Genomic DNA, 23332 nt, shown 5'->3' with positions numbered 1-23332 from the left:
TTGCTAACTTTGTTATAATGAAAGAGTTTATAGAATACATCCTGCAGTTTGGTCATCTGAACCAGCAGCAAATTGACCTCATCACAAGCAAAGCAAAAGAAATTGAGCTGAACAAAGATGAGTATTTTGCAGAGGCAGGAAAAGTCCTTAGGCAGGTAGGTTTTATTCTTGACGGAATCATTCGTATTTGCTATTATAACAATAAAGGGGAAGAAATTACCAAGATCTTTATTGAAGAAAAACATCTGCTCTTCAATCTGAAAAATGTGCCTTCCACAGAATATATACAGGCAGCAACCCATTGCAAAATGCTCGTTTTTTCTAATCAGGACTGGAAAGAAATTTCAGATACAATCATAGATTGGGAAAACATTATTCAAAAAGTGACGAATAAAGCACTGGCCCAAAAGCTGGAAAGGGTAAGCCCGCTGATTTCTCAGGATGCCACCACCCGCTATCTGGAGTTTATGGAAAAATATCCGACTCTTGTTAATCGTATTCCCTTGTCATACATTGCTTCTTATCTGGGAATTACCCAGCAGTCATTAAGCAGAATAAGAAAAAATATCCGTTAGATTGCTTTTTACCAAATGGTAAACAGGTTCTTTTTTTATCGGTGCAACTTTGTGGCATCACTTTTAAAAATTAAAAAATGAACCCAACAATTTTCATTACCGGAGCCTCTTCAGGATTAGGAAAAGCAACGGCAAAACTATTTGCTGAAAAAGGCTGGACGGTGATTGCAACGATGCGAAACCCCGAAAAGGAAACTGAGCTTATCGCATTTCCCAACATTCACCTTCTGAAGCTGGATATCAGTGATCCGGAACAGGTGGCAGGATTAGTTTCAAAAGCAGAAGAAATAAGTCCGGTAGATGTATTGCTGAACAATGCTGCCTATGGGCTGATGGGTCCTTTTGAAGGAACCACTGACGAGGAGCTGGCACAGCTCATTAATACCAATTTTTTAGGAACAATGCTTGTTACCAAAGCATTTCTTCCGTATTTCAGAACCAGAAAAAAAGGAACTGTTATTACAGTAACCTCATCCACAGCCAATATTCCTTACCCGTTTGTTTCTGTGTATGCCGCCACAAAATCTGCATTGGAAAAATGGTCCGAAGGAATGAGCTATGAATTAAAAGGGTGGGGGATCAGGATTAAAACCGTTGTTCCTGCTTATATGCAGACCAATTTCGGAAGCAATGCACAAATGGTTTCTCATCAGGATTATGAAACGGTTTTTACTCAATATATAACGGCCATGAGGGGAGACTCAACGGCAAAACGGGATACTCCTGAAACCATTGCCGAGGTTGTTTATACAGCAGCAACAGACAATAGACAACAGCAGCATTATATGGCGGGTGATCTTGCCAAAGCAGAATATGAGTGGCTGAAGAAAGAAGGAATAGAAACGGTAATCAACGAGATGAATCAGCGGTTTTTTGGCTGATCATGATATCAAAAAGTCGCCAGCTGAAAAGCTGGCGACTTTTATTGTAAACGATTTATTTCTTAGGAGTCAAAGAAAAATTATCTACATACACCGCCTGGTGTACGCCGTTCAGTACAACTTTCAGACCCAGATGGGTATCTTTTTTTATAGAAATGGTATAGGTTTTCTTTTCACCCGTTATTTTGGATGCTTTAGCGATTGAAGTGTATGATTTTGCATCAGACGCGCTGCCTACTGAGAAAATTTCCAGAGTAGTTTCTCCTCCGTTGTCTGAAATATCAAGGCTAAGGGTATAGGTTCCTGCTTTTATTTCCGGAGTTACCAGATACATATTCTCTCCAGGATTGGTCATAGAATAGAAAATGATCTTTTTGTCACTGGCATACAGCATTGCTTTTCCGCCCTGAGCTGTCCAGCATTTGTTCATATCCTTCCATGTATCAAAATTTTCTGTTATTGCAGATACAGGTTTGCATTGTGCCTGTGCAGTTATCAGCCCTCCCAGAGTTACCATTCCTGCCAATATGATTCTTTTCATAAGTTATTTATATTATCATGTAAAAATACTTAAAAAAGCTAATATCTGCGGTATTCTTCGTGGTAGAGTAGTAGAGAATTTCAAATATTTTTTTTAATAATGGCTTAAAAACACATACAGATAATATGCCTGTTTGTTGTTTTAAGATGTTGTAATATAGTAATTTGTAATTACTCGTACTTTTTTGTTAAAGATTCGTACTTATTTTTCCGGATGCTTCTGCTATTCTGCAGCTATTTTTTTGATGAAAAAACAGATCTTTATACGACTTATTTCAGGCATGAAGATAAGACGGTAGTCAACAGTACACAACCAGATGTTTTGGGGGCGAAATATCTTTATAAAAAAATCTGTATCCTCACCAGTAAAAGTACTTTTTCTGCAGCGGAAGCCCTTGCTTACTTTTTACAACAGCATAAAGTGGCTGAAGTAATAGGGGAGAAGACACCCGGAGCCGCTAATCCGGTAGATCATTTTATCATCCAAAATCAATATTTATTGCTTGTTCCTACAGGAAAAGTAACCTCCCTGGTCAGTCATAAGAACTGGGAACATGTTGGGGTAATCCCTGATCAGGTGGTAAAAGCTAAAGATGCTTTAAAGGCTGCCCAGATTAGAATTCTGAAAAATAGTTTAGCAACAGATACGAAAACAGAGTTGAGTTCTTCAGAAATAAAAAGTCTTATTCATAGATTACAGCAGTAAGTCAATAGTAATGATATTGGTGATTTGAGAATTAAGATGTTGGAATATAAATTAATTATAGATAGAGTGTATTTCATAGTTCACCAATAATATAAAAACCACAACGTAAAAAGTTGTGGTTTTATATTATTAGTGGTGGGGGGCTACTTTGCTAGTCTCCTTTTCCTACAAAATTTTTATTCCAATTGAACAGACTTTAATACAGCCGTTTTCTTGCCGCGATGTATTGTTTTTATTTCTGCCCAACCGGGTTTTTATTAAGCAATATGATAGATTCCTTCTAAAAAGAACATATACCTTCCGGGTTGAAATTCTCCATATGAAAATAGATAGATCACATCATTATTTTTCAGATAATGAATTTCTAATCCCTCTTCAGATACATATTTTTCAATGAAACTGTTTCTTAAGTTGAATTTATTTTCTCTGACGATGGTATCAAAACTTTCATCATCTATTTCTTTTTTTAAATCTCTTAAAGGACTGTTGTAAAAATCAATCAATTTGATTTTCTGATTTTCAATTTCAAAAATTTCTTTTAGACATTCTTGTTCATCACCATCAAATAGTTTTTGTCTGGTTAGTTCGTTTTTTCTGATCATGCTGAATTACTTTATCGTTGTATAATCTTTTTTGTTGAATGATTTTTCAAAATGGAGTTTTTTAATCAATATTAAAAGGGAGCATCTCTGATGCTGCACCAAGATATTCTATTTGAAAATAATAAGTTTCATCTTGTTTGACATTAAAATTGGCTCCTTTAAAATCGAGAAACAGGTCATTCTCTATTTCTTCAAGTTTCGCTTTTAAAATAAGCTGAACAGATTCTCCTGTCTCAATTGATGTTAGATGGGTAACATCATCTACAGGGATCATATAACTGACTCCTTTATGTAATCTATCCTTATTTTTATCATATAAATGGACTGTTTCTCTTACAAGCCCACCCGTGTTATTAGACAGGTTGAGCTTTAATATCTCTTCGGATACATTGAATATATTTACATAAAACAAGAATGATTCTCCATCCTTTTCTATTTCTGCATTTATTTTAATTTTAGTCATATTCATTTTTAATCTAAGTTACTTAAAGATACTTTTATATCTATTTAAGAAAAACAATTAAAGATAAAAACCACAACTTCTTGTGTTGTGGTTTTATATTATATGTGAGATCATGTTTTATTTAAGTTGATATGATATCATTATCTCCATGAATTCATTTTATAATTTGAAAAGTTAATTTTCATATCTTCTATCCTGTCTTCAAGGGCTTTAATACCTGTGTGTAAATACATTTCTTTTTCAGATTCATTCAAGACATAAATGATATCAAATCCTGGGCTGGGATTGGGAATAGGAACAGATAATTCAATATTTTTGTCTTTTTCAAAAACATAATATTCCCAATCTTTCTTTTCTAATAGTTTCTTCTTATCCATTTTAATTTTTTTACATTATAAAATGAGGCTATCTCATTGTAAAGATAGCCTCGTTAGAACTTATTTATAAAGTACTATTCATTTTTTCTTTCGGAACAATTTCTCCTGTTTCGGTAATCGTATACTTTTTGTAAAAACTTTCAACGGTTTCAGGCTCTCCAGTAAAGGGGTTTCTTCCGTATCTTAATACATATTCATCTGCATTGGCAGGCTCACCCATATTACCCATAAAACGAGGGGTTGAATCTGCTTCATACTTATCCCACCATTCTTTTTCTTTTCTTTTTTCCTCGTCAGACATTAAAGCTTGCCTTTTGGCCTCTTCTTCTTCTCGTATTTTGTATTCAAATCGTGCAATTTGACCTTTATGGTCTTCTGAAATCAAATCAAATATAGCATTGCGAACTTCTCCTTCTTTTTGATAGGCTATTATTTTTTCTAATAATAGGTCATCAAGAGTTTCAGGTAAATTGTTAAAATCTACATAAGGTAGCCTGATATTTCTATCTCCTCTGTACTTTTTAGCCTCTTCAGATTTTTTGAAAGTAATGTATTGTTCTTGCTGATGTGGTTTGAGAATATTAAACACTTCGTTAAAAATAGAGCTATTTAAATCTTCTATATTTAATAATTCTTTTAGATTAAATTTGGGTAATTCATCTTTAAAGGGTATAAAATCGTATATGGCGAAAATCATATTATCTAGTGAATGGTTTTATTAGTTCTGACTGCTCATCGATTGTGGTTTATAAAGATATTTTTTTTGAGAAAGTGATTGAAAATAAAAACCACACAATACAAATTGTGTGGCTGTGAGTGAGAGCTTAGTTTTATTTGATCTAATCGATGTTTTCTATCTTCCTTTTGGACGGATTATTTATCATCTCTTAGAAAGTTATTATTCATCACTCGTTTTCCATTTTTCTAGATCTTCTATCGATATGGCAGGTTCTACGATAATATATTTGTTTATGTATCGCCCTTCAAAAAAAGTTTTGCCTGTTGGTTGCATCAGACTTTTTCTTAGAATTCTTTTTATAATACTTTGCTTATTGGGATCAGTAATATCCTCTTCCCAAAATTGATCTATCATTTCTTCTGAGAAAGCCCTGATCATTTCATAGTATTCTTTTAATGGTTCCAATGGTTCATCAGGTGAAAAATATTTACGGGTAGGTACAAGATAAACATAAAAAGGACGGATAATATAATCTTCTCCTACTTCTAGTAATTGAGGCATAAAGACATGTTCTTTTATTTTATCATGAACATCAATATACTCTAATACAGCCTCATATAATTGAACATATATTGGGAGGAGCTCAGGAGTAAGTTCACCATCCAAATGACGTATAATAACATCATTCCCATTAGAAACATTATCATTAAAATACATCGTTCCAAATTTGCTTCCTAAAAATCTGGTTAGGGGTTCAGTTTTTTTTATTTCTTCAAATGATTTCATCATAATTTTATTTATTGCATATCGATTATTAATATTTTTCCACTATTTGGTGACCAATGTAAATTGTCAGAATTTTTGATTAATTTTTTGAGGATACTTTCTTGTATAGTTCCACGCTGATTAGTAAGAGCTTCTATAGCTAATTCTCTTACTTTTGAAGCAATAGGGTCAGAAATAGCCTCACCTAATTGTACGGATCTTCTATTAAATCCTCTAACAATCCAGTCTGTTCCTTTTTCTGTTACTTCTACAACTTCAAGATATTGTTTTAATACAGGGTTGGAACTTACCATGTTTTTAGCCTCTTCTAAAAGTCGGATAGATTCCGGCATATCTTTTAGTCTAAGCTCATACCATCTTTTTAAAACCTTGTCATCTATTGGATGTATCTCAAATAATTGTCCTTCTCCGCCTCTAAAATTACGATCGAAAGTTAAATCATAATCTCCTCTGAATTTTTTAAGTTTTTCTGCAAATTCTATGTTAGTGTATGGCGAAAACTCATCCCAATTTCCAGGAAGTCTTTTCCCTATTTTATCTAAAAATTCTATTTTGAAAGCATCTTTTATTTTTTGTATTTCTATTGCATCTTCAAAAGCTTTCTTAAGCAAAGATAATTCTTCAGGCGATAAACTTTCTATTTCTTTGATCATTTTTATTTTTTGTATTTGTAACAAAAATTTTTCAAAGGTTAGGGTACCCTTTTGTATATATTGGCGGGCAAGCTTTATTAGTTTCGGAAGACTTTCAGGATTTATCCCAATATTTATTGTAAACAGACTCTTTTTAGTTCCATCTAATGATTCTTTTATTTCAGCTTTGAGCTCTGTTTGTTTTACGGCATTCTGTTGTAATTTTTTATCAAGACCTTCAATTCTAGCTAAATCTTTTTCCAAAGCTTTTATCACTTTTTCCCGAGTTGCACGATTTAATCCTGCTTCGATAAGCTCCTTTTCAGTTTTACCAATATCCTTTGTGAGCTCAAATGTTCTGCCCGCATCTACTAGCTTAGCTGATATTTTAGCCACAGCAGCAGCATCTAAGATGGAACCAACAACAGAAATCACAATCCAAACTGCACTTGGTTCATCTTGGGAAATATCTACTTTATAGGCGGCAAGTTGTGTTCGGTAAGCCTCTATTTCTTCATAAGTTATATAAGCGCCTAGGGCAAAATTTCCTGCAGCCAATAACACGGCTACTGTTCCCGTACCAAAGGAAAGCAATCCTAATGCAACGGCCAAAGCTCCTATTAACAAGCCATTGATAATATGTCTGGTACTTTCACTGCTTTCTTTATCTGCTATTATTAAATCAAAAATACTGCCTTGGGCTATTCCTTGTATTTCTTTGGATTTTTGAAGCAAACTTCCGTAACCATAGATTGAAATACCTTGGTCGGCGTTTAGACTGGTAATGATTTTATTTATATTTCCTTCCTGGTCATTGATATAGCTTTCCAGAAAACTGCGAAGAGCTTGTTTAGTTTCTAGTTTAGCAAAACCTTCTTTATTAAACCCATTATCTTCAACCAACGGAGTTGTGGAGGATAATTCCTTAATTGCCGCATTACCTTCTGTTTTTTTACTTCTTGCAAAGGCCTCCATCTTAACCTTAAATTCTATTTCTGCTGTACTTGGATTATCGGCAAAATGGATACCACCGCTGGCCTTATCGGCGTCTTCATAGCTTTCCTTTGCTTTGGAAGCTTTTATTTTCCCTAATAAATTTGTTATGAAAACATCATCAAGCAATTTCTTTTTCTGCTCAAAAAGAACATGTCTGTATTTTATCAGAGCATCTTCAGCAATGTGAACCGTTTCTTTACGAAAAGCGAGTTCGTAATTTGTAATCAATTTTTCAAATGATGAAAGAGTGAAACCGTGGGCAGTAAGTGATTTTAGTAATTCCTCTAATTGCCTGTTTAATGCATTTTCAAAATAGTTTTTGTTAGGATCATTTTTCTCATAGAGGGTACTTTTGTGACTACTTTTAAACTTAATGTAGGTTGTATATTGTTTATATAAAATTTCTAATCCAGGTACTGCTAATTGTTCTTGTAGTTTCTCTCTCTTGTTTTTTTCCTGGTTTCGAGTATTCCTGTTTTTAATATATGCCTTAAGCGATTCTTCAATTGCATCCATATTAGCTGTTTCTGCCGAAACTTTACTCTTATAATCTGCTATTTCTTCCTCTGATAATTTTTTTAATAAATCAAGTATTCGTATGTTTTGAATGTAATCGGTAATACTTGCTGCATTTCTGATAAATTGTTTTTTAGCAGGTGAAAGTGCTTCCACTTCCTTTTCTGCATTATTTGTTTTCGAAGATATTGTATATATAACAGATCCGCCTTTAGACACCAAACCTTTAACATATTCATCCGTAAATTTTGGCTTCCACGTAAGAGGGCGCGTTATCTTCATCTTATACTCAGCAAAGCGGTTAAGGTCTTCATCAGTTTGAATTAATTTTCCATTAAATTTTTGATTTTTTACTACAACAATAGGATAAGGAATAGAATCTGAGTCTTTAGAATCAATGACTTTAGGCTTTTCTGGTTTTGCCGATAAGACTGTATTATTGCTAGCTTTATCTTTACTTGCTTCTAATACCTCATTCATTTTCAATAAAGTTTCCTTATCAAAAATTCCAGAGCCTGTAATCCTATTCTGTTGTTGGAAATTGATGAGTGCAATCCTTGTTTTATCACCAAAATAAGCTTTGTTCTCAGATACTTTATGCCCTAACTTTTCAAGTGCGGTATTAAGTGCTGCTACATGCTGCCCTTTGTCAAATAATTGAATGAAATATCCGTTTTTTTCTACTTTAACAAACGCTCTGTTTTTAAAAGGATCATATGTTATTTGGGTAACTTCTGTTTTGGCGAGAGATATTTTGCTGTCCTGATCGGTGATTTGCTCAGACTTTTCTTTATCCTCTTTATTATTGTTTTTTTGCTTATCGGCCCTGCCGGCCCTGGGCGCAAATGTTTTCTTAAGTCTGCTCATAGTATTGGTTATTAGATGAGTGTTTATTGTGCTGTGCTAAGGATTTTGTACGAATGGGCTGAGACGGGATTGATTTTTTCCAAAAGCCTTTTCGTTTTCTATCATTAGATAAGTGCTTATTAATGAATAGGTAATATTGGTTTCATTACGGTCATGCAACGCCATAGCTACGTTTTTCATAATGTTTCGGATATTAGCACCGGTATAAGCATACTCTTTGGTTAAATGTTTTAAAAGCTCCTCACTTTCAAAAGTTATATTTTTAGGCAAATAGTGCTCCCAAAGGGCTTTTCTTGTAGTTTCTGTCGGTCGTATTACATTGACAGAAACATCGATACGGCGCTTAAAAGCATCATCCATATTGTTTTCAAAATTGGAAGCCAGGATTGTTAATCCGTCAAATTTTTCTATTCGCTGCAATAAATATGAAACTTCCTGGTTGGCGTAGCGGTCATGAGCGTCTTTTACATCAGAACGTTTCCCAAATAAAGCATCAGCTTCATCAAAAAACAGCATACAGTTTTTACCCTGCAGCCTGTTGAATAAAACTTCAAGATTTTTCTCAGTTTCACCAATGTATTTGCTCACTACTTGTGAAAGATCTACATGATACATATCAATACCATAGGCATTAGCAAGAATTCCGGCCAGCATTGTTTTTCCTGTTCCCGGTGCACCGTAGAATAAAGCAATGAATCCTGGTTTAAAGCTATGCTCATTGGTTTTGAAAAAGCCGTTTTCCAATGCTTTTATATAATGTCCAATAGGTTTTATTTGATCTCTCACATTATCTTCCAAAATAATATCATCCATGGTGAGATCAGACTTGTAAAGCCTGCCGGGAAAGTAAGAACCATGATCCAGCTGAGGTTTTTGACCTGATAAAAAATAATTGAGATAAGCGGTATCCAATTCAATTTTTCCATGAATAAACTCTGTGGAAGAACGATTGTAAATAATGTCATTTTTCAAGAGTACACTTCCATTGATGAGCTGTGCACCATACTGTGACCATAGTGATACATCTTTACCTGCAAGTAAAAAAAGTGCGGTTTGAAAAGTTGGCTTAAAGCTGCGGCTTATTTTATCATATTCACCACCTGCTTCAATAGCAAATGCATTGCTGCTTTCTTCTATCTGTACAAATGTTTTCAGGATGGACGGATAATGAGACGAAGCAATGCCCAGCGCTAAAATTATTCTGTCCATAACGGTAAGCTGATGGGTGTTGATCGTAATGGAATAAGGAGATTGGCCATCTGATTCCGGAGGTTCAGGTATTTCATAACCAATATTCAATTCTGTCTCATCTTCCAGAAACAATTCTTTGCATCGCTTTTCAATAAGCGATTGCAACCACTTCATTTCTTCATTTAAAGAGTTATGATTTACAGCATTGGCTTGAAATAAGGGATTGATTATTTCTGTTTTTTCATTAACATTGGTTTTGATTAATGATGGGTGTTCATGGTTAATAGGAGATTTCATAATCTTATTTTGAATTAATAGGGTTGCAGTGGGGGCATTGCTGATGTAAAATCAGCAACTTCAGAGATTTGGAAGGCTTTAGAGTATTTAGAAAATGTAACCTGTTATTACCAGTTTACGAATATGAATTTTTTCTGCCAGGGGAGTTTTACGAGACCAATTCCCCACGAAAGTTTTTCAAGAAGAATATCCTGTGTCTTTCGCTCTATGGTAAGGGTGTGATCAGAGTCGGTGATGACTAATTTCCCTGGTCGCTGGAAAAACTCGTTTTGTAATAATGCAGCAGATGATTTTTTCATGGGAGCCCAGTTGTGCTGTACACTTTCTATTACATTTTTAGCCTGTGTTTTATGCTTACGTGAAAGTTTAATATGCCTGTTAATCGTTTGATGCATGGGAATATTGCACAGGAATTTTTCAAAAATCATGTCATATTCAGGAGCATTTATTTTTCCGGTGGCGATATAATGCAAGAGATGGGCACACAATTCCGGATTAGTGAGCTGCTGGGTTTTTGGATCAAAAAGCTCACAGTGTTCAAACAGCGTTTTGATGAATGGATGGATCAAAATAAGCCCTGCATTTTGAATGTATTGTTCCTCGTTCTGATTTACATCTTCCTGAATGATTGCATTTTTTTCCTGAATGGTTTCTGTTGACATTGTTACATTTTCAGGTTGATCTGCTGTATTCGTTTTGAGGTTTTCAGAAATTTCATTTTCTGTAATAAAAGGGAATATCTTAACTACTGTTTTCCTGTTCTGATGATTGCTTTTTGTTTGTGATAAGCCCATCTGTTCTATTGTTGAAATTTCCCGTAAAAGATACTCCCGGGGATGGGTATTGGATGTATTCAAATACTCCGATATTACATTGAATATCAAACGCCAGATGGCAATTCTATCCGTATGATTCAGTTTCGATAGATGATGTATTGTATCCGTTTCCAGGTTGATCTTCAATTCCTTATTTTTCAAAATTGCTAGGCATAATTGTGCAATTTGTTCATTGGAAAGCTGATTGATAAGCCGGTTTCGGACATTTTCTTTTGACAAGGCAGATACAATACTTTTTTGAAAGCTGTCAGCCAAAATAAGGCGGTCAAAAACCTTTGATTCCAAAATAGCCATATTGTTGCTTTCCGAATTCCACCAGGGCATAGTTCCTTTTTCTAAAAAATAGATAAACGCTTTGAGCGTCTTTTCCTGATCATTTACCAGATAGGGTTTACTATCAGTTTCTGTTTCCTGGTGGGAAGTTTCAATGGGCTTAATAATTTCTGACAGTTCTTCGTCAAAGAGTTCAGCTATTTGATCTTTTAACTCTGTATTTAATGCACTGCTTTTTACATCCACATTTAATTCTAAACGAGGAATCTGCAGGGTATGACCGGCCAACTTATATTCTAAAGCCTTGATATGCTTTTCTATTTCAGGAAAAACATCAATAGACAAAAAGCTGTTAATGTCATCTTTTATACGCAATGCTTTTTCTTTGTTGTTGACAGTAATTTCAAGAAAAACTTTCTGAATGATATGATCTTGTTTCACATTAAATAGGTTTACATTATAAAATCTCGGGATTCGGCAAATGGTTTTACTTTTGGTCGAATTCTCCACCCCAGAAACCTGCAGGGCAAAGACTTAATTTTGATCTCTGCTTGGCACTTAATCTGCATCCACAGCCTCTGATAAATCCATCTTTTGGACCATCTACTACTTCCAGTGTATCTGGATTAAGCCATTTCATAGCGTTGCAGTTGTTACCGTTTTTTAAAGGACATGCGTTACAAATTTCTTCCCTTAAAGAGAAAATAGACTCTTCATTTTGATCAGCTACACCCAATTTTGAACGTAATTCGTTAAAATGGCCGCCAATGATTTCATTGCGCTTGCTGAAAAGGTTTTTAATATTCATATGATTAAAGTTTTTAAAATTATTGGGTCAAAATTAGAAAGAAGAGATACTATTTTGCGAATTATAAGGTCCCTCTATTCTGTCTTTGCAGTAAAAGACAAAATCATTTCCTGATGATACAGGATTGAAATTCTTAGAAATTACCGGGTACAAAAAACGTGATACTCATGGTCGGAAAGACATATGTTTTTTTTGGGAAAACTGATACTTCAGGTAATCAGTCATCGTATTCGATTATTTACAATTCAGAAAATACAGACCCACTAAAAATGACCATTGAATGAATGTACAATCGGATGCTGAAATACAATGATTTTTAAAAACAGAATAACACTCAATTGCCGATCTGAAATTGGGTCATTATCAGACAAGGAAAATCTGCTGGCTAAAATTTAATTTTTCAATATTGTTTTTAATGAGGTTAATTTCAACTGTTTAACCATGTTTTTTTTGATTTTTTTTTATAGGAATTAAAATCCTATTTACTGCAAAGACTGTATTGAGACCCCAAAATATTTGTCTTTTGAGGGGGGGTGATTGTATGTTTGCACCATAATAATTAAGAACAGAAATTATGATTAATAAAGTATTAACAGTTTTAAAAAATCAGCTAAATGCTCCAGATGGTTTATGGGATCCTAATGTTCCTAACGAAATAGAAATTGCCGTTGTTGATGACATCGCAAAACATGAAGAGAATGCTGAAGGAATTAATAACAAAGTAGTAATCAGTCTGCTCAACATTGAGGAAGAATCTACATTGAAAAACAGATCCAGGTATCAGCAGGTTGTGGTAGACAATAATCCAATCCGATACGATAAGGAAAGCACCCCGGCTTACTTAAACTTATATGTAATGATTGCTGCCAACAGAAGTACATACAGCAAATCTTTACTAGGTATTTCAAAAGTGATTGAGGTATTTCAGGCGAAAAATGTCTTGGAGTATGTGGATCCTAAACCGGAAAATAACTTCAGTTTCAGAATTGAACTACATTCCATTCCCTTTGAACAGCTAAGTTATGTCTGGGGATTGTTAGGCGGAAAAGTAATGCCTTCTGCTTTATATAAAATCAGTGTGATAAAAATTTCGGCTAAGGATGTAGTCCCTGTTAAATTAATTAATGACGTTAATATACAAAGTATTAAAATTGATTAATCATAAAAGCAAAAACTAAAACTAAAAACTAATAACCCTTTAAATTTTTAAACATGTTAAATTCAGCAACACCAGGTGTTTCTGTTGAAGAAATTACAAAACTTCCATACTCAGTTGCATACATAGATACAGCTATGCCGGTATTTATTGGGTATACAGAACTACTCCCTGTGGGGTATAATGAGCCCTTCAGAATCAGTTCTCTTTTAGAATATGAACAATATTTTGGAAAAGCAAAACAAGAAAATATCCAGTTACAGGATGTAGAAGGCAAAGGGGCAACGATTGTAACACCTCATGTACAGTTTTTAATGTACTACTCGCTGCAAATGTATTTTGCCAATGGCGGCGGACCGTGTTATATTATCTCTGTAGGGGATTATACCTCAGCAGAAGTACAATTATCCTCATTGGAAACAGGACTGGGTAAGATAGATCATAAAAATATTAAAGAACCGATTCTTATTATTTTCCCTGATGCTGTTTCATTAACCAATGAATCTGAGTTTTATAATATCTATAATCAGGCCATTGATAAAGCTAACGATGAGAAGAAAAACAGATTTGTTATACTGGACACCTATTACGGAAATTCTGTTACCAGATCAAACAATCTTAACACGATTGATTCTTTTAGAAGTAAAGTAAACCCAACTAATCATGCGGCAGCTTACTTTCCTCACTTAAAAACCATTTTGAATTATACTTTTGATGAGACTAAAACACCTATAGTACATACCGGTTTACAAAAAGCAGGACAAGGAAGTGCTCTTTTTTATGCGGGTGAGACCGCTGCTTTGGATGAATTAAAAAGTTTAGCGAGTGCCGAAATCTCAACCGGTACTGCTGATGCTTACGTCCTTGCCGATTTATTAGGTCAGGCTATTGCGATAGCGGAAGAAGTGAATGAAAATGCTGATGCAGGTGATAAAAAAAATGCATTAACCGTAGCAATTTCTGAGGCACAGATTGTATTAGAAGCCATTTATGACGGAACAATAGATGATTTTATGATCCCTGATGATTCAGATGAAAATGCACCTGATTTTACAGGAGAGTTTACTGATTTAAAAACTGCAATTCTCGAGGTAAAAGACGAAAAAGGAGATGCAAACGGGATTACACTTAAAAATCTGGAATCATCCAATTCGGCATTATACAATCAGGTGAAAAAAGAAATGCAGTCGTTAAAAGTTGTTTTACCGCCATCATCAGCAATAGCAGGAGCATATGGCAGAATAGACAGTACAAGAGGAGTGTGGAAAGCTCCGGCAAATATCAATATCAGTCATGTTATTACTCCGACAGAAAAAATTTCCGATCAGGAACAGGCAGCTTTAAATATAGATGTTTTCGGGAAGTCAATCAATGCGATCAGAACTTTTACAGGAAAAGGTACCTTAATCTGGGGAGCCAGAACTCTTGAAGGGAAAGATAAAAATAATGAAGGAAAAGATAACGAATGGAAGTATGTACACGTACGTCGTTATTATAATATGATCAGACAAGCGATCAACGATGCCCTCAACAAGTTTATGAATGAGCCTAACATTCCTCACACATGGTTACGGGCAAAAACAATGTTGGAAAACTTTCTTAATCAGCAGTGGATGGAGGGTGCATTGGCAGGCAGTACTCCGAAAGAAGCTTATGAAGTAACAGTTAAAGGTGTAGAGGGGACTACCACGATGAATGTAGATATTAAAATAGCATTAGTACGTCCGGCAGAGTTTATTCTACTCAAATTCTCTCACCAATTACAACAATTCTAAATAACAAAAATCAATAAATCAATCACGAATAAATATCCGAAGTTTTACTTCGAGGAATAATTAATATTAACGTAAAATTTTTTAAAATGAATTACAAAACCCCTGGAGTTTACGTGGAGGAACAAGGAAAATTTCCCCCTTCCGTAGCGCAAGTTGAAACGGCTATCCCTGCTTTTATTGGATATACAGCGGATGGACCGAAAAATAAACCAACGAGAATTGCTTCGATGTTGGAGTATGAACAGCTTTTTGGAAAAGCAAAACCGGAAATCTTCGCTGTAGCTTTCAAAGACGGTGTTGCAACAGCAATACCAACCAAGATAAGCGACTTTAAAATGTATTATGCTATGCAGATGTATTTTGCCAATGGTGGTGGTCCTTGTTATATTGTTTCTGTAGGAGATTATAAAAGCCAAGAGGCTGTAGGTGCTCCTACACCGGCGGAAGCTTTTTTATCCGGTCTTGAATTATTAAAAAAAGAAGACGAACCTACCTTGATCATTTTTCCGGATCTTCAAAGTTTAGTTCCTTCTGCTGCTGATATCGCTGCTGCTTCTGCTGTTGTTACGACTGCAGTATATGCTAAGAATGTTGCTTCTGCCGCTAAAAGTATTGCAGGCGTTGTTGCAGACGCTGTTGCAGGGGCTAGTGTAGATGCTGCTGTTACTGCTGCCGTTGCTAAGGCAGCTGAGTTTAATGTTGCTAATCCTAACGATTTACAGGTTGCTGGTGCTAAGGGCGGTCAGGCTGTCGTAACTGCGGTTAGAGTGGCTGCTGCTGTTGCTAATGCTACTGTTGCCACTGTTAAGGCTGCTGCTCAGGCTGTTGTTACTGCTCTTGAAACAGATTTTACTACAGCTTCTACGATGGAGACTGATGCTCTTGCTGCCAGCAGTCTTGTTACCTCCAGAGCAGGTGATCCTGTTGCTATTGGAAAAATCTATGCTTTGTACGGTAAAGCTTTAGATCAGGCAGAATTATTAAAAGACAGGTTCGTCATTATGGATATTCTTCAAGACGTTGCTGCTTTTAGAGATAAAGTAACTTCTAAAGGTCTGAAATATGGTGCGGCTTATTATCCAAGATTGAAGACTGTTTTAAGCTATGATTTCAAAGATGCTGATGTTTTAGTTACCGGTGCATCTGGTATTACAACTTTAGCCGCATTGAAGATTGCTAATTCTGAAATGTATAATCAGGCTAAACAAGCAATCGAGTCTGCATCAGTAGTGCTGACACCATCATCTGCAATTGCCGGAGTTTATGCCAAAGTAGACAGTACTTCCGGAGTATGGAAAGCGCCTGCTAATGTAGGACTTAGTTTAGTAGATGTGCCTGCTGTAAAAATATCTACCAAAGAGCAGGATCTGCTTAATGTAGATGCTGCATCAGGAAAATCAATCAACGCGATCAGAACTTTTGCTGGAAAAGGAACATTGGTCTGGGGAGCAAGAACATTAGACGGAAACAGTAACGAATGGAAATATGTACCTGTACGTAGATTCTTCAATATGGTAGAAGAATCAGTGAAGAAAGCAACGGAACGTTTCGTCTTTGAACCGAATACGGCCAATACATGGACTCGTGTACAGGCTATGATTGAGAATTTCCTTGATCAACAGTGGAGAGACGGTGCATTAGCAGGAAGTAAACCGGAAGAAGCTTATTACGTAAGCGTTGGTTTACACAAAACAATGTCGGCTCAGGATATTTTAGAAGGAAGAATGAACATCGAGATTGGTATGGCAGCAGTACGTCCGGCTGAATTTATTGTGTTAAATTTTTCACACAAATTACAGGAAGCATAAAATCAATTAAATAACAATTAAAATTAAAAATAAATTATGAGTACATATCCATTAGTAAAGTTTGCCTTTGAAGTAGATTGGGGCGGAACAAAAGTAGGATTTCAGGAAGTTAGCGGTTTAAATGTTGAAGCAGCTTTAATCGAATATAGACATGGTGCAAGCCCTGACTTTAGTAAAATTAAAATGCCTGGAATGAAAAGTTTCAGTAACATCACTTTAAAGAGAGGAACTTTCAAAACAGATAACGAATATTTCGACTGGTTCCAAAGTATTCAGCTAAGCACAGTAGAACGCAGATCTATTACGATTTCTCTTTTAGATGAGACAGGAGCACCAGCAGTTACATGGAAAGTGAAAAATGCATTCCCACTTAAGTTACAATCCACAGATCTGAAAGCTGAAGGTAACGAGGTGGCTATTGAAACCTTAGAAATTGCACACGAAGGATTAACTATTGAAAATAACTAACATTAACTTTAAAATTTAAAAAATGAATTACAAAACACCTGGAGTTTACGTAGAAGAAACTGCGAAATTCCCACCATCTGTAGCACAAGTAGAAACAGCTATCCCAGCTTTTATCGGACATACGGATAAAGGACCAAGAAATGAACCGACAAGAATCTCTTCTATGTTGGAATACGAAACGATTTTTGGAGCAGCAAAAGATGAAAAAACAGCGTTCTCTGTTACGATTGAAGATACTGTTGTAACTGCAAAAGTAGACAATGCCAAGCTAAGTCCTTATAAAATGCATTATGCTATGCAAATGTATTTTGCTAACGGTGGCGGACCATGCTATATTGTTTCAGTAGCAGACTATGAAAAACCTATTGTCTTAGGAACAGAAACACTTGTAGGCGGTTTATGGTTCGGATTGAAATCATTAGAAAAAGAAGACGAACCAACACTTATTGTTTTCCCGGATGCTGAAGTTTTAGGAGCAGATGCTTACAAATTATACAATAAAGCTTTGGATCAGGCAGAAGATTTGAAAGACAGATTCGTTATTATGGATGTTTTTGCAGATGCTGCCGCTTTTAGAGCTGGAGTAGATGCTACAGGATTAAAATATGGAGCTGCCTATTATCCAAAATTGGAGACTGTTTTAAGCTATAGCTTTGATGATAAAGATGTTAAAATCGAGAGCTATAAAGAATTGAATGAGTTAGGAGTTCTTGTAGATGTTACAATGCCTCAAAATGGAAATACTTTAGCATGGTTGAAATCAAAAAGTTCAGCGTTGTATAACCAGGCTAAAAAAGAAATTGAATCTAAAAGAGTAGTATTGGCTCCATCTTCATCAATTGCCGGAATTTATGCTAAAGTAGACAGTACTTCCGGAGTATGGAAAGCACCAGCCAACTTAGCAATCAGCAATGTACTGGCACCTGTTGTAAAAATTTCTAATGAAACGCAAGACGGTCTCAACGTAGATGCAGTAGCAGGAAAATCAATCAACGCCATCAGAACTTTTACAGGAAAAGGTACATTAGTTTGGGGGGCAAGAACATTGGATGGAAACAGTAACGAATGGAGATATGTATCTGTACGTAGATTCTTCAATATGGTAGAAGAATCTGTGAAGAAAGCTACAGAACGTTTCGTTTTTGAACCGAATACCGCTAATACATGGGTTCGTGTACAGGCAATGATCGAAAATTTCCTTGATCAGCAGTGGAGAGACGGTGCATTAGCAGGAAGCAAGCCGGAAGAAGCTTATTATGTAAGTGTTGGTTTACACAAAACAATGTCAGCTCAGGATATCTTAGAAGGAAGAATGATTATTGAAGTCGGTATGGCAGCAGTACGTCCGGCTGAATTTATCGTGTTACGTTTTTCACACAAATTACAGGAAGCATAAGCTAAATTAAATAACAACTAAAAATAAATACATTATGAGTACATATCCATTAGTAAAGTTTGCCTTTGAAGTAGATTGGGGCGGAACAAAAGTAGGATTTCAGGAAGTAAGCGGTTTAAATGTTGAAGCAGCTTTAATCGAATACAGACATGGTGCAAGCCCTGACTTTAGTAAAATTAAAATGCCTGGAATGAAAAGTTTCAGTAACATCACTTTAAAGAGAGGAACTTTCAAAACAGATAACGAATATTTCGACTGGTTTCAGAGTATTCAGCTAAGCACAGTAGAGCGCAGATCTATTACGATCTCCCTTTTAGATGAAACAGGAGCTCCTGCAGTAACGTGGAAAGTGAAAAATGCATTCCCGCTTAAATTACAATCAACAGATCTGAAAGCTGAAGGTAACGAGGTGGCTATTGAAACCTTAGAAATTGCACACGAAGGATTAACTATTGAAAATAACTAATCATGGCAGTTTTATATCCTCCAACCAGTTTCTCTTTTATTGTTAATGGGATTTCAACAACAGAGGGTATTGACTCCAGATTTCAATCTATATCTGGTTTATCAACAGAAATTGGAACTGAAGAATATGCCGAAGGAGGCGAAAACAGGTTTACACACCAGCTTCCTTTGAGACCCAAATATCCTAATTTAGTTCTTAAACGTGGGTTAATCGTAAGTTCCGGATTGATAAGCTGGTGTAGAAATGCGATGGAAAACTTCCAGTTTGAACCCAGAGACCTGATCATTACCCTTTCAGGCGGGATTCAATCTACAGCACCCCTAATGGTTTGGAATGTAGTTGGAGCATATCCCGTAAGATGGGAAGTATCCGAATTCAACGCAGAAGAAAGCAAACTTGCTATTGAAACCATAGAACTGAAATATAGATATTTCACAATACCCTCATCGTTAGCAAGCTTAGGCTTGTAATTTCTAAATCAAATCTAAGCACCTGAACGTGTGTTAGTTTAAAGATAACTTTTACCCAAATCTTTTTCATAAAAAACAACAGATTGGTCTATAACAGAGACTGAACACACCCTTCATGTGCTTAGATTTTTAAAAATAAATATGTTAAATCATTGGTTATTAGTGTTTTGAATATTAATGATCGATTAAAAAACAAACGAAATGCCAATAGAAATAAAAGAGCTTCACATTAAAATAAATGTGGACGAAAAAGCAGCAGCAACGACGACTGCCACATCGGTAGATGAAGCACAGCTCATGCGCGCCATCAGCGAAAGTGTAGAGCAGGCAGCAAAGATAGAAAACCGTAAAAAAGAAAGATAATGAGAGGAGCAATTCAAAAACTAACAATCGGAACATACGAAAACTCTGATTATGAAAAAAGAATTCAGAATGGTGCTTTTAAAGCTTTTATCAATCCGACAGGTTTTTCTATGACCTATAAAACGAAATATAATACAGATCAGGCAGATGGGAATTCTAAACCTAATTTAGGATATACCTCATCAGCATCACCTGATTTGCAATTAGAATTTCTATTTGACGGGACAGGGGTTACGGAAGCAAATTCAGGGCTTAAACTGATCAATAAAATTAAAGGAAAATCTTTTGCAAAAACAGCTGTAACAAAACAGATTAAAGATTTTTATAAGGCGACAGGCGAGCTTGTGGGCTCTATCCATAAACCCTATAATGTTATCCTTAATTGGGGAAGTTTTGAATTTAAAGGTGTGCTTTCTGAATTAACGATAGAATATAAGTTATTTGACAACGAAGGGCAGCCTCTGAGAGCCATAGGAAAGGCAACATTCAGTGAATCAACAAGTCCGAAACTTGCCGGTAAAATTGAAAAGCTGGAATCACCGGATCTTACCCACAAAAGAACAGTACAAGCCGGCGATACACTACCATTAATGACCGAAAGAATTTACGGAGATTCCAAATACTATCTGGAGGTCGCTAAAGTAAATAATATTGTCAATTTCAGACAGTTAAAACCAGGACAGGAATTATTCTTTCCGCCATTAGAAAAAGTTTCATAATATGAATAATAGCGGATACATACAAACAGCAAAAAATCCGGATTTAGTCACCTATAAGGTCATGTCCGGAGGAACAGAACTGCCGGGGAAATACGGTGTGAAAAGCATTGTCGTGGAAAAAGAATTCAACAGAATTCCATATGCCCGCATTGTTATTTTAGACGGAAGTGTACCGGAACAGGATTTCAAGCTCAGTAATGAGGATCTGTTAATTCCCGGAAAAGAAATTGAGATTACCGCTGGATACCATTCTGAAGAAGAAACCATTTTTAAAGGAGTTGTGGTAAAGCACAACATAAAAATCAGAAGCGGATCTTCTTACCTGATTGTAGAATGCAGAGATAAGGCTGTAAAAATGACCTTAGGAAGAAAAAGCAAATATTTCTACGAAAGTACAGACAGTGATGTCATGGAAGAACTCATTAGTAATAACGGGCTTACCGCCGATGTGGAAGCTACTTCAAATTCTCATAAGGAATTGGTTCAGTACCAGGCTTCTGATTGGGATTTCATGCTAACCAGAGCGCAGGCAAACGGTAAACTTTGTTTCGTTGAAGATGGAACCATCAAAATTGCTAAGCCTGATTTTAGCGCTGAAGCCGTAGAAACAGTGGTTTACGGATCATCTGTACATGAATTTGACGGGGAAATTGACGCCAGAGATCAATTCAGCAAGATTACAGCCAAAACATGGAGCTATACCGATCAGGAACTGACGGAAGTGGAAGCTCAGGATCCGGCGATTAAGCTCAATGGAAACCTTTCATCAGGTGATTTGGCAGATGTCTTCGGAATTGAAGATCTGCAGCTTAAGCATGGTGGAAATCTTACTCAAAGTGAGCTGCAGGAATGGGGTGATGCCAAAGCCACTTTCCAGCAATTAGCCAAAACAAGAGGAAGGGTAAAACTTCAAGGAATCCCATTTGTGATACCAGGAGCTTCATTAACACTGCAAGGAGTAGGAAACCGATTCAACGGGAAAATATACGTAACCGGTGTCCGCCATGAAATCGCCGAAGGAAACTGGCTGGTGGATGCTCAATTCGGAGTTTCTCCAACATGGTTCTCCGAAACCTATGATGTAAGTGAAAGGCCAGGTTCAGGAATTATGCCTGCCATAAGTGGATTGCATGTAGGGGTAGTATCACAGCTGGAATCAGATCCGGACGGAGAAGACAGAATTCTGGTACAGATTCCTATCATTAATAGCGAGGAAGAAGGAATCTGGGCACGTATTGCGACCCTTGATGCAGGTGAAAACAGAGGATCATTCTTCAGACCGGAAATCGGAGATGAGGTTATCATCGGATTTATTAATGATGACCCCAATGATGCCATTGTGCTTGGAATGCTGAACAGCAGTGCAAAACCAGCTCCTATCGTAGCTTCTGACGATAATCACGAAAAAGGATTTGTTACCCGAAGTGAAATGAAAATGATTTTTAATGACGACAAAATTTCATACACACTGGAAACACCAAAAGGTAAAAAAGTGATTGTAGACGAAGATGCCGATGTCATTACAATAAAAGATGAACATTCTAATACTCTTACCCTTAATAAAGACGGTATCAGTATGGAAAGCGGGAAAGACATCAAGATCAAAGCAAAAGGAGACATTAATATGGAAGGAACCAATATCAATATAAAAGCAAGTGCTCAATTCAAAGCAGAAGGCAGTTCCGGCTCAGAGCTTAAATCAGGAGCAGTAACCGTAGTAAAAGGATCTCAAGTTAAAATTAATTAATAATCATGAAACCGGCAGCAAGAATTACAGATATGCATACCTGCCCTATGGTAGCGGGAAATGTTCCCCATGTAGGAGGTCCTATAATGCCGGCAGGAGAACCCACAGTGCTTATCGGCGGAATGCCTGCAGCAAGACAAGGAGACAAAGCCGTATGTACCGGACCACCGGACACTATTGCATCAGGATCTTCAAGTGTTTTAATAGGTGGGAAACCTGCCGCAAGAATGGGGGATTCTACCGCTCATGGAGGAGTGATAACCGCAGGTGAAGCTACTGTTTTAATAGGCGGATAATAGGGAAGGCAGCTTTTAATACAATCATAAGCTCCCTATCAATAGGATCTGACTAAAACTAAAAATGTAAAACATCAATAACAAAAACGGTTAAAATAACCAAAACTCTATGCTACAGATGCAGGATGTGAACATTCAATATAACAATTTAACGTATGAAAATAAATACAGATTTTTTAGGAACAGGCTGGAGTTTTCCGCCTGAGTTTAATGAAACTGAAGGAAAACTGGCCATGACCACAGATGTGGAAGACATCAATAACAGCCTTAAGATTTTATTGTCAACACGCCCTGGTGAACGTGTCATGTTCCCCAACTATGGGTGTGACCTGCAGGAAATGCTCTTTAAACCTCTGGACTTAACGCTGATTACCCAAATGAAAGGAATCGTTGAGCGTGCTATTTTATACCATGAACCCAGAATCAACATTCTAAGTATTGAAATTGATACTCAGGAAGAGCTTCAGGGAGAAGTTTTAATACAGGTTGACTACGAAGTAAGAAATACTAATACAAGAAGCAATATGGTTTTCCCTTTTTACAAAGGAGAAGCTACCGAAATATAATGAATTACGGGATGTCTGTAGCCATTTTAAATACTACCAAACACTACAATAAGTATTGCATCTGACCATAGAAAGAT

General features: G+C 36.2%; 25 protein-coding genes. 15 read left to right on the top strand and 10 right to left on the bottom strand.

The window, feature by feature from the left end:
* Window positions 1-17 precede the first annotated feature (17 nt).
* Complete coding sequence (locus AC07UM_RS17465) at window positions 18-575, top strand: Crp/Fnr family transcriptional regulator (RefSeq protein WP_124533230.1); 558 nt, start codon at window positions 18-20, stop codon at window positions 573-575.
* A 77-nt stretch (window positions 576-652) separates the two neighbouring features.
* Window positions 653-1456, top strand: coding sequence for an SDR family oxidoreductase (locus AC07UM_RS17460; RefSeq protein WP_494681336.1), 804 nt, complete (start codon window positions 653-655; stop codon window positions 1454-1456).
* Between the two features lie 55 nt (window positions 1457-1511).
* On the opposite strand, the gene AC07UM_RS17455 is transcribed toward AC07UM_RS17460, so the two are convergent.
* Entirely contained in the window at window positions 1512-1997 is a 486-nt protein-coding gene (locus AC07UM_RS17455) for a hypothetical protein (protein WP_494681335.1), read from the bottom strand.
* A gap of 213 nt (window positions 1998-2210) precedes the next feature.
* On the opposite strand from AC07UM_RS17455, the gene AC07UM_RS17450 reads away from it, so the two are divergent.
* Window positions 2211-2702 (top strand): S41 family peptidase, encoded by a 492-nt coding sequence (locus AC07UM_RS17450; protein ID WP_494681334.1) that lies wholly within the window; start codon window positions 2211-2213, stop codon window positions 2700-2702.
* Between the two features lie 257 nt (window positions 2703-2959).
* Here the strand turns inward: AC07UM_RS17450 and AC07UM_RS17445 are convergent, their stop codons facing one another.
* From AC07UM_RS17445 to AC07UM_RS17405, 9 genes are all read right to left on the bottom strand, one after another.
* Complete coding sequence (locus AC07UM_RS17445) at window positions 2960-3304, bottom strand: hypothetical protein (RefSeq protein WP_494681333.1); 345 nt, start codon at window positions 3302-3304, stop codon at window positions 2960-2962.
* 61 nt (window positions 3305-3365) lie between these two features.
* Window positions 3366-3767: a hypothetical protein gene (locus AC07UM_RS17440; RefSeq protein ID WP_494681332.1), complete on the bottom strand. Its 402-nt coding sequence runs from the start codon at window positions 3765-3767 to the stop codon at window positions 3366-3368.
* A 140-nt stretch (window positions 3768-3907) separates the two neighbouring features.
* On the bottom strand, window positions 3908-4144 hold the full coding sequence (locus tag AC07UM_RS17435; protein WP_494681331.1) for a hypothetical protein: 237 nt from the start codon (window positions 4142-4144) through the stop codon (window positions 3908-3910).
* Between the two features lie 64 nt (window positions 4145-4208).
* Window positions 4209-4841, bottom strand: a complete 633-nt coding sequence (locus AC07UM_RS17430; protein WP_494681330.1) for a hypothetical protein — start codon at window positions 4839-4841, stop codon at window positions 4209-4211.
* A gap of 201 nt (window positions 4842-5042) precedes the next feature.
* A complete protein-coding gene (locus AC07UM_RS17425; protein ID WP_494681329.1) occupies window positions 5043-5612 on the bottom strand; it encodes a hypothetical protein in 570 nt (189 codons plus the stop codon).
* 8 nt (window positions 5613-5620) lie between these two features.
* Window positions 5621-8620 (bottom strand): peptidoglycan-binding domain-containing protein, encoded by a 3000-nt coding sequence (locus tag AC07UM_RS17420; protein WP_494681328.1) that lies wholly within the window; start codon window positions 8618-8620, stop codon window positions 5621-5623.
* A gap of 36 nt (window positions 8621-8656) precedes the next feature.
* Entirely contained in the window at window positions 8657-10108 is a 1452-nt protein-coding gene (locus AC07UM_RS17415) for an ATP-binding protein (RefSeq protein WP_494681327.1), read from the bottom strand.
* 107 nt (window positions 10109-10215) lie between these two features.
* Window positions 10216-11658 (bottom strand): contractile injection system tape measure protein, encoded by a 1443-nt coding sequence (locus AC07UM_RS17410; protein ID WP_494681326.1) that lies wholly within the window; start codon window positions 11656-11658, stop codon window positions 10216-10218.
* 46 nt (window positions 11659-11704) lie between these two features.
* Window positions 11705-12025, bottom strand: coding sequence for a hypothetical protein (locus AC07UM_RS17405; protein ID WP_494681325.1), 321 nt, complete (start codon window positions 12023-12025; stop codon window positions 11705-11707).
* 574 nt (window positions 12026-12599) lie between these two features.
* Here AC07UM_RS17405 and AC07UM_RS17400 point away from each other — a divergent pair.
* The 12 genes from AC07UM_RS17400 to AC07UM_RS17345 all read left to right on the top strand — a co-directional run bounded on the left by AC07UM_RS17400 (window position 12600) and on the right by AC07UM_RS17345 (window position 23255).
* Window positions 12600-13184, top strand: coding sequence for a Pvc16 family protein (locus AC07UM_RS17400; RefSeq protein WP_494681324.1), 585 nt, complete (start codon window positions 12600-12602; stop codon window positions 13182-13184).
* A gap of 53 nt (window positions 13185-13237) precedes the next feature.
* Window positions 13238-14956, top strand: a complete 1719-nt coding sequence (locus AC07UM_RS17395; protein WP_494681323.1) for a phage tail sheath family protein — start codon at window positions 13238-13240, stop codon at window positions 14954-14956.
* Between the two features lie 86 nt (window positions 14957-15042).
* Window positions 15043-16764, top strand: coding sequence for a phage tail sheath family protein (locus tag AC07UM_RS17390; protein ID WP_494681322.1), 1722 nt, complete (start codon window positions 15043-15045; stop codon window positions 16762-16764).
* Between the two features lie 36 nt (window positions 16765-16800).
* A complete protein-coding gene (locus AC07UM_RS17385; protein ID WP_047378138.1) occupies window positions 16801-17232 on the top strand; it encodes a phage tail protein in 432 nt (143 codons plus the stop codon).
* Between the two features lie 22 nt (window positions 17233-17254).
* Entirely contained in the window at window positions 17255-18628 is a 1374-nt protein-coding gene (locus tag AC07UM_RS17380; protein WP_494681321.1) for a phage tail sheath family protein, read from the top strand.
* 34 nt (window positions 18629-18662) lie between these two features.
* Window positions 18663-19094 carry a phage tail protein gene (locus AC07UM_RS17375; RefSeq protein WP_047378138.1) on the top strand — a complete coding sequence of 144 codons (432 nt, stop codon included), beginning with the start codon at window positions 18663-18665 and terminating at the stop codon, window positions 19092-19094.
* A gap of 2 nt (window positions 19095-19096) precedes the next feature.
* Entirely contained in the window at window positions 19097-19564 is a 468-nt protein-coding gene (locus tag AC07UM_RS17370; protein WP_047388278.1) for a phage tail protein, read from the top strand.
* A 201-nt stretch (window positions 19565-19765) separates the two neighbouring features.
* Window positions 19766-19927, top strand: a complete 162-nt coding sequence (locus AC07UM_RS17365; RefSeq protein WP_185097854.1) for a DUF5908 family protein — start codon at window positions 19766-19768, stop codon at window positions 19925-19927.
* Window positions 19927-20646 carry a CIS tube protein gene (locus tag AC07UM_RS17360; protein ID WP_494681320.1) on the top strand — a complete coding sequence of 240 codons (720 nt, stop codon included), beginning with the start codon at window positions 19927-19929 and terminating at the stop codon, window positions 20644-20646. Before AC07UM_RS17365 ends, AC07UM_RS17360 begins: the two co-directional genes overlap by 1 nt.
* Window position 20647: 1 nt before the next feature.
* A complete protein-coding gene (gene vgrG / locus AC07UM_RS17355) occupies window positions 20648-22393 on the top strand; it encodes a type VI secretion system tip protein VgrG (RefSeq protein WP_494681319.1) in 1746 nt (581 codons plus the stop codon).
* Window positions 22394-22398: 5 nt separating this feature from the next.
* Complete coding sequence (locus AC07UM_RS17350; protein ID WP_494681318.1) at window positions 22399-22689, top strand: PAAR domain-containing protein; 291 nt, start codon at window positions 22399-22401, stop codon at window positions 22687-22689.
* Between the two features lie 155 nt (window positions 22690-22844).
* Window positions 22845-23255, top strand: coding sequence for a GPW/gp25 family protein (locus AC07UM_RS17345; protein WP_047378134.1), 411 nt, complete (start codon window positions 22845-22847; stop codon window positions 23253-23255).
* Window positions 23256-23332 lie beyond the last annotated feature (77 nt).

The organism is Chryseobacterium sp. GW821-FHT04C04 (assembly GCF_059420365.1).
This window is presented reverse-complemented; position numbering and strand designations above follow the sequence as displayed.

Excerpts from the sequence above, each read along its gene's own strand:
- AC07UM_RS17430 (WP_494681330.1), bottom strand. The coding sequence starts at position 4,841 with ATGATTTTCGCCATATACGATTTTATACCCTTTAAAGATGAATTACCC.
- AC07UM_RS17385 (WP_047378138.1), top strand. The coding sequence starts at position 16,801 with ATGAGTACATATCCATTAGTAAAGTTTGCCTTTGAAGTAGATTGGGGC.
- AC07UM_RS17420 (WP_494681328.1), bottom strand. The coding sequence starts at position 8,620 with ATGAGCAGACTTAAGAAAACATTTGCGCCCAGGGCCGGCAGGGCCGAT.
- AC07UM_RS17395 (WP_494681323.1), top strand. The coding sequence starts at position 13,238 with ATGTTAAATTCAGCAACACCAGGTGTTTCTGTTGAAGAAATTACAAAA.
- AC07UM_RS17455 (WP_494681335.1), bottom strand. The coding sequence starts at position 1,997 with ATGAAAAGAATCATATTGGCAGGAATGGTAACTCTGGGAGGGCTGATA.
- AC07UM_RS17435 (WP_494681331.1), bottom strand. The coding sequence starts at position 4,144 with ATGGATAAGAAGAAACTATTAGAAAAGAAAGATTGGGAATATTATGTT.
- AC07UM_RS17465 (WP_124533230.1), top strand. The coding sequence starts at position 18 with ATGAAAGAGTTTATAGAATACATCCTGCAGTTTGGTCATCTGAACCAG.
- AC07UM_RS17375 (WP_047378138.1), top strand. The coding sequence starts at position 18,663 with ATGAGTACATATCCATTAGTAAAGTTTGCCTTTGAAGTAGATTGGGGC.
- AC07UM_RS17390 (WP_494681322.1), top strand. The coding sequence starts at position 15,043 with ATGAATTACAAAACCCCTGGAGTTTACGTGGAGGAACAAGGAAAATTT.
- AC07UM_RS17345 (WP_047378134.1), top strand. The coding sequence starts at position 22,845 with ATGAAAATAAATACAGATTTTTTAGGAACAGGCTGGAGTTTTCCGCCT.
- AC07UM_RS17440 (WP_494681332.1), bottom strand. The coding sequence starts at position 3,767 with ATGACTAAAATTAAAATAAATGCAGAAATAGAAAAGGATGGAGAATCA.
- vgrG (WP_494681319.1), top strand. The coding sequence starts at position 20,648 with ATGAATAATAGCGGATACATACAAACAGCAAAAAATCCGGATTTAGTC.
- AC07UM_RS17415 (WP_494681327.1), bottom strand. The coding sequence starts at position 10,108 with ATGAAATCTCCTATTAACCATGAACACCCATCATTAATCAAAACCAAT.
- AC07UM_RS17370 (WP_047388278.1), top strand. The coding sequence starts at position 19,097 with ATGGCAGTTTTATATCCTCCAACCAGTTTCTCTTTTATTGTTAATGGG.
- AC07UM_RS17380 (WP_494681321.1), top strand. The coding sequence starts at position 17,255 with ATGAATTACAAAACACCTGGAGTTTACGTAGAAGAAACTGCGAAATTC.
- AC07UM_RS17400 (WP_494681324.1), top strand. The coding sequence starts at position 12,600 with ATGATTAATAAAGTATTAACAGTTTTAAAAAATCAGCTAAATGCTCCA.
- AC07UM_RS17350 (WP_494681318.1), top strand. The coding sequence starts at position 22,399 with ATGAAACCGGCAGCAAGAATTACAGATATGCATACCTGCCCTATGGTA.
- AC07UM_RS17425 (WP_494681329.1), bottom strand. The coding sequence starts at position 5,612 with ATGATGAAATCATTTGAAGAAATAAAAAAAACTGAACCCCTAACCAGA.
- AC07UM_RS17405 (WP_494681325.1), bottom strand. The coding sequence starts at position 12,025 with ATGAATATTAAAAACCTTTTCAGCAAGCGCAATGAAATCATTGGCGGC.
- AC07UM_RS17460 (WP_494681336.1), top strand. The coding sequence starts at position 653 with ATGAACCCAACAATTTTCATTACCGGAGCCTCTTCAGGATTAGGAAAA.
- AC07UM_RS17445 (WP_494681333.1), bottom strand. The coding sequence starts at position 3,304 with ATGATCAGAAAAAACGAACTAACCAGACAAAAACTATTTGATGGTGAT.
- AC07UM_RS17450 (WP_494681334.1), top strand. The coding sequence starts at position 2,211 with ATGCTTCTGCTATTCTGCAGCTATTTTTTTGATGAAAAAACAGATCTT.
- AC07UM_RS17365 (WP_185097854.1), top strand. The coding sequence starts at position 19,766 with ATGCCAATAGAAATAAAAGAGCTTCACATTAAAATAAATGTGGACGAA.
- AC07UM_RS17360 (WP_494681320.1), top strand. The coding sequence starts at position 19,927 with ATGAGAGGAGCAATTCAAAAACTAACAATCGGAACATACGAAAACTCT.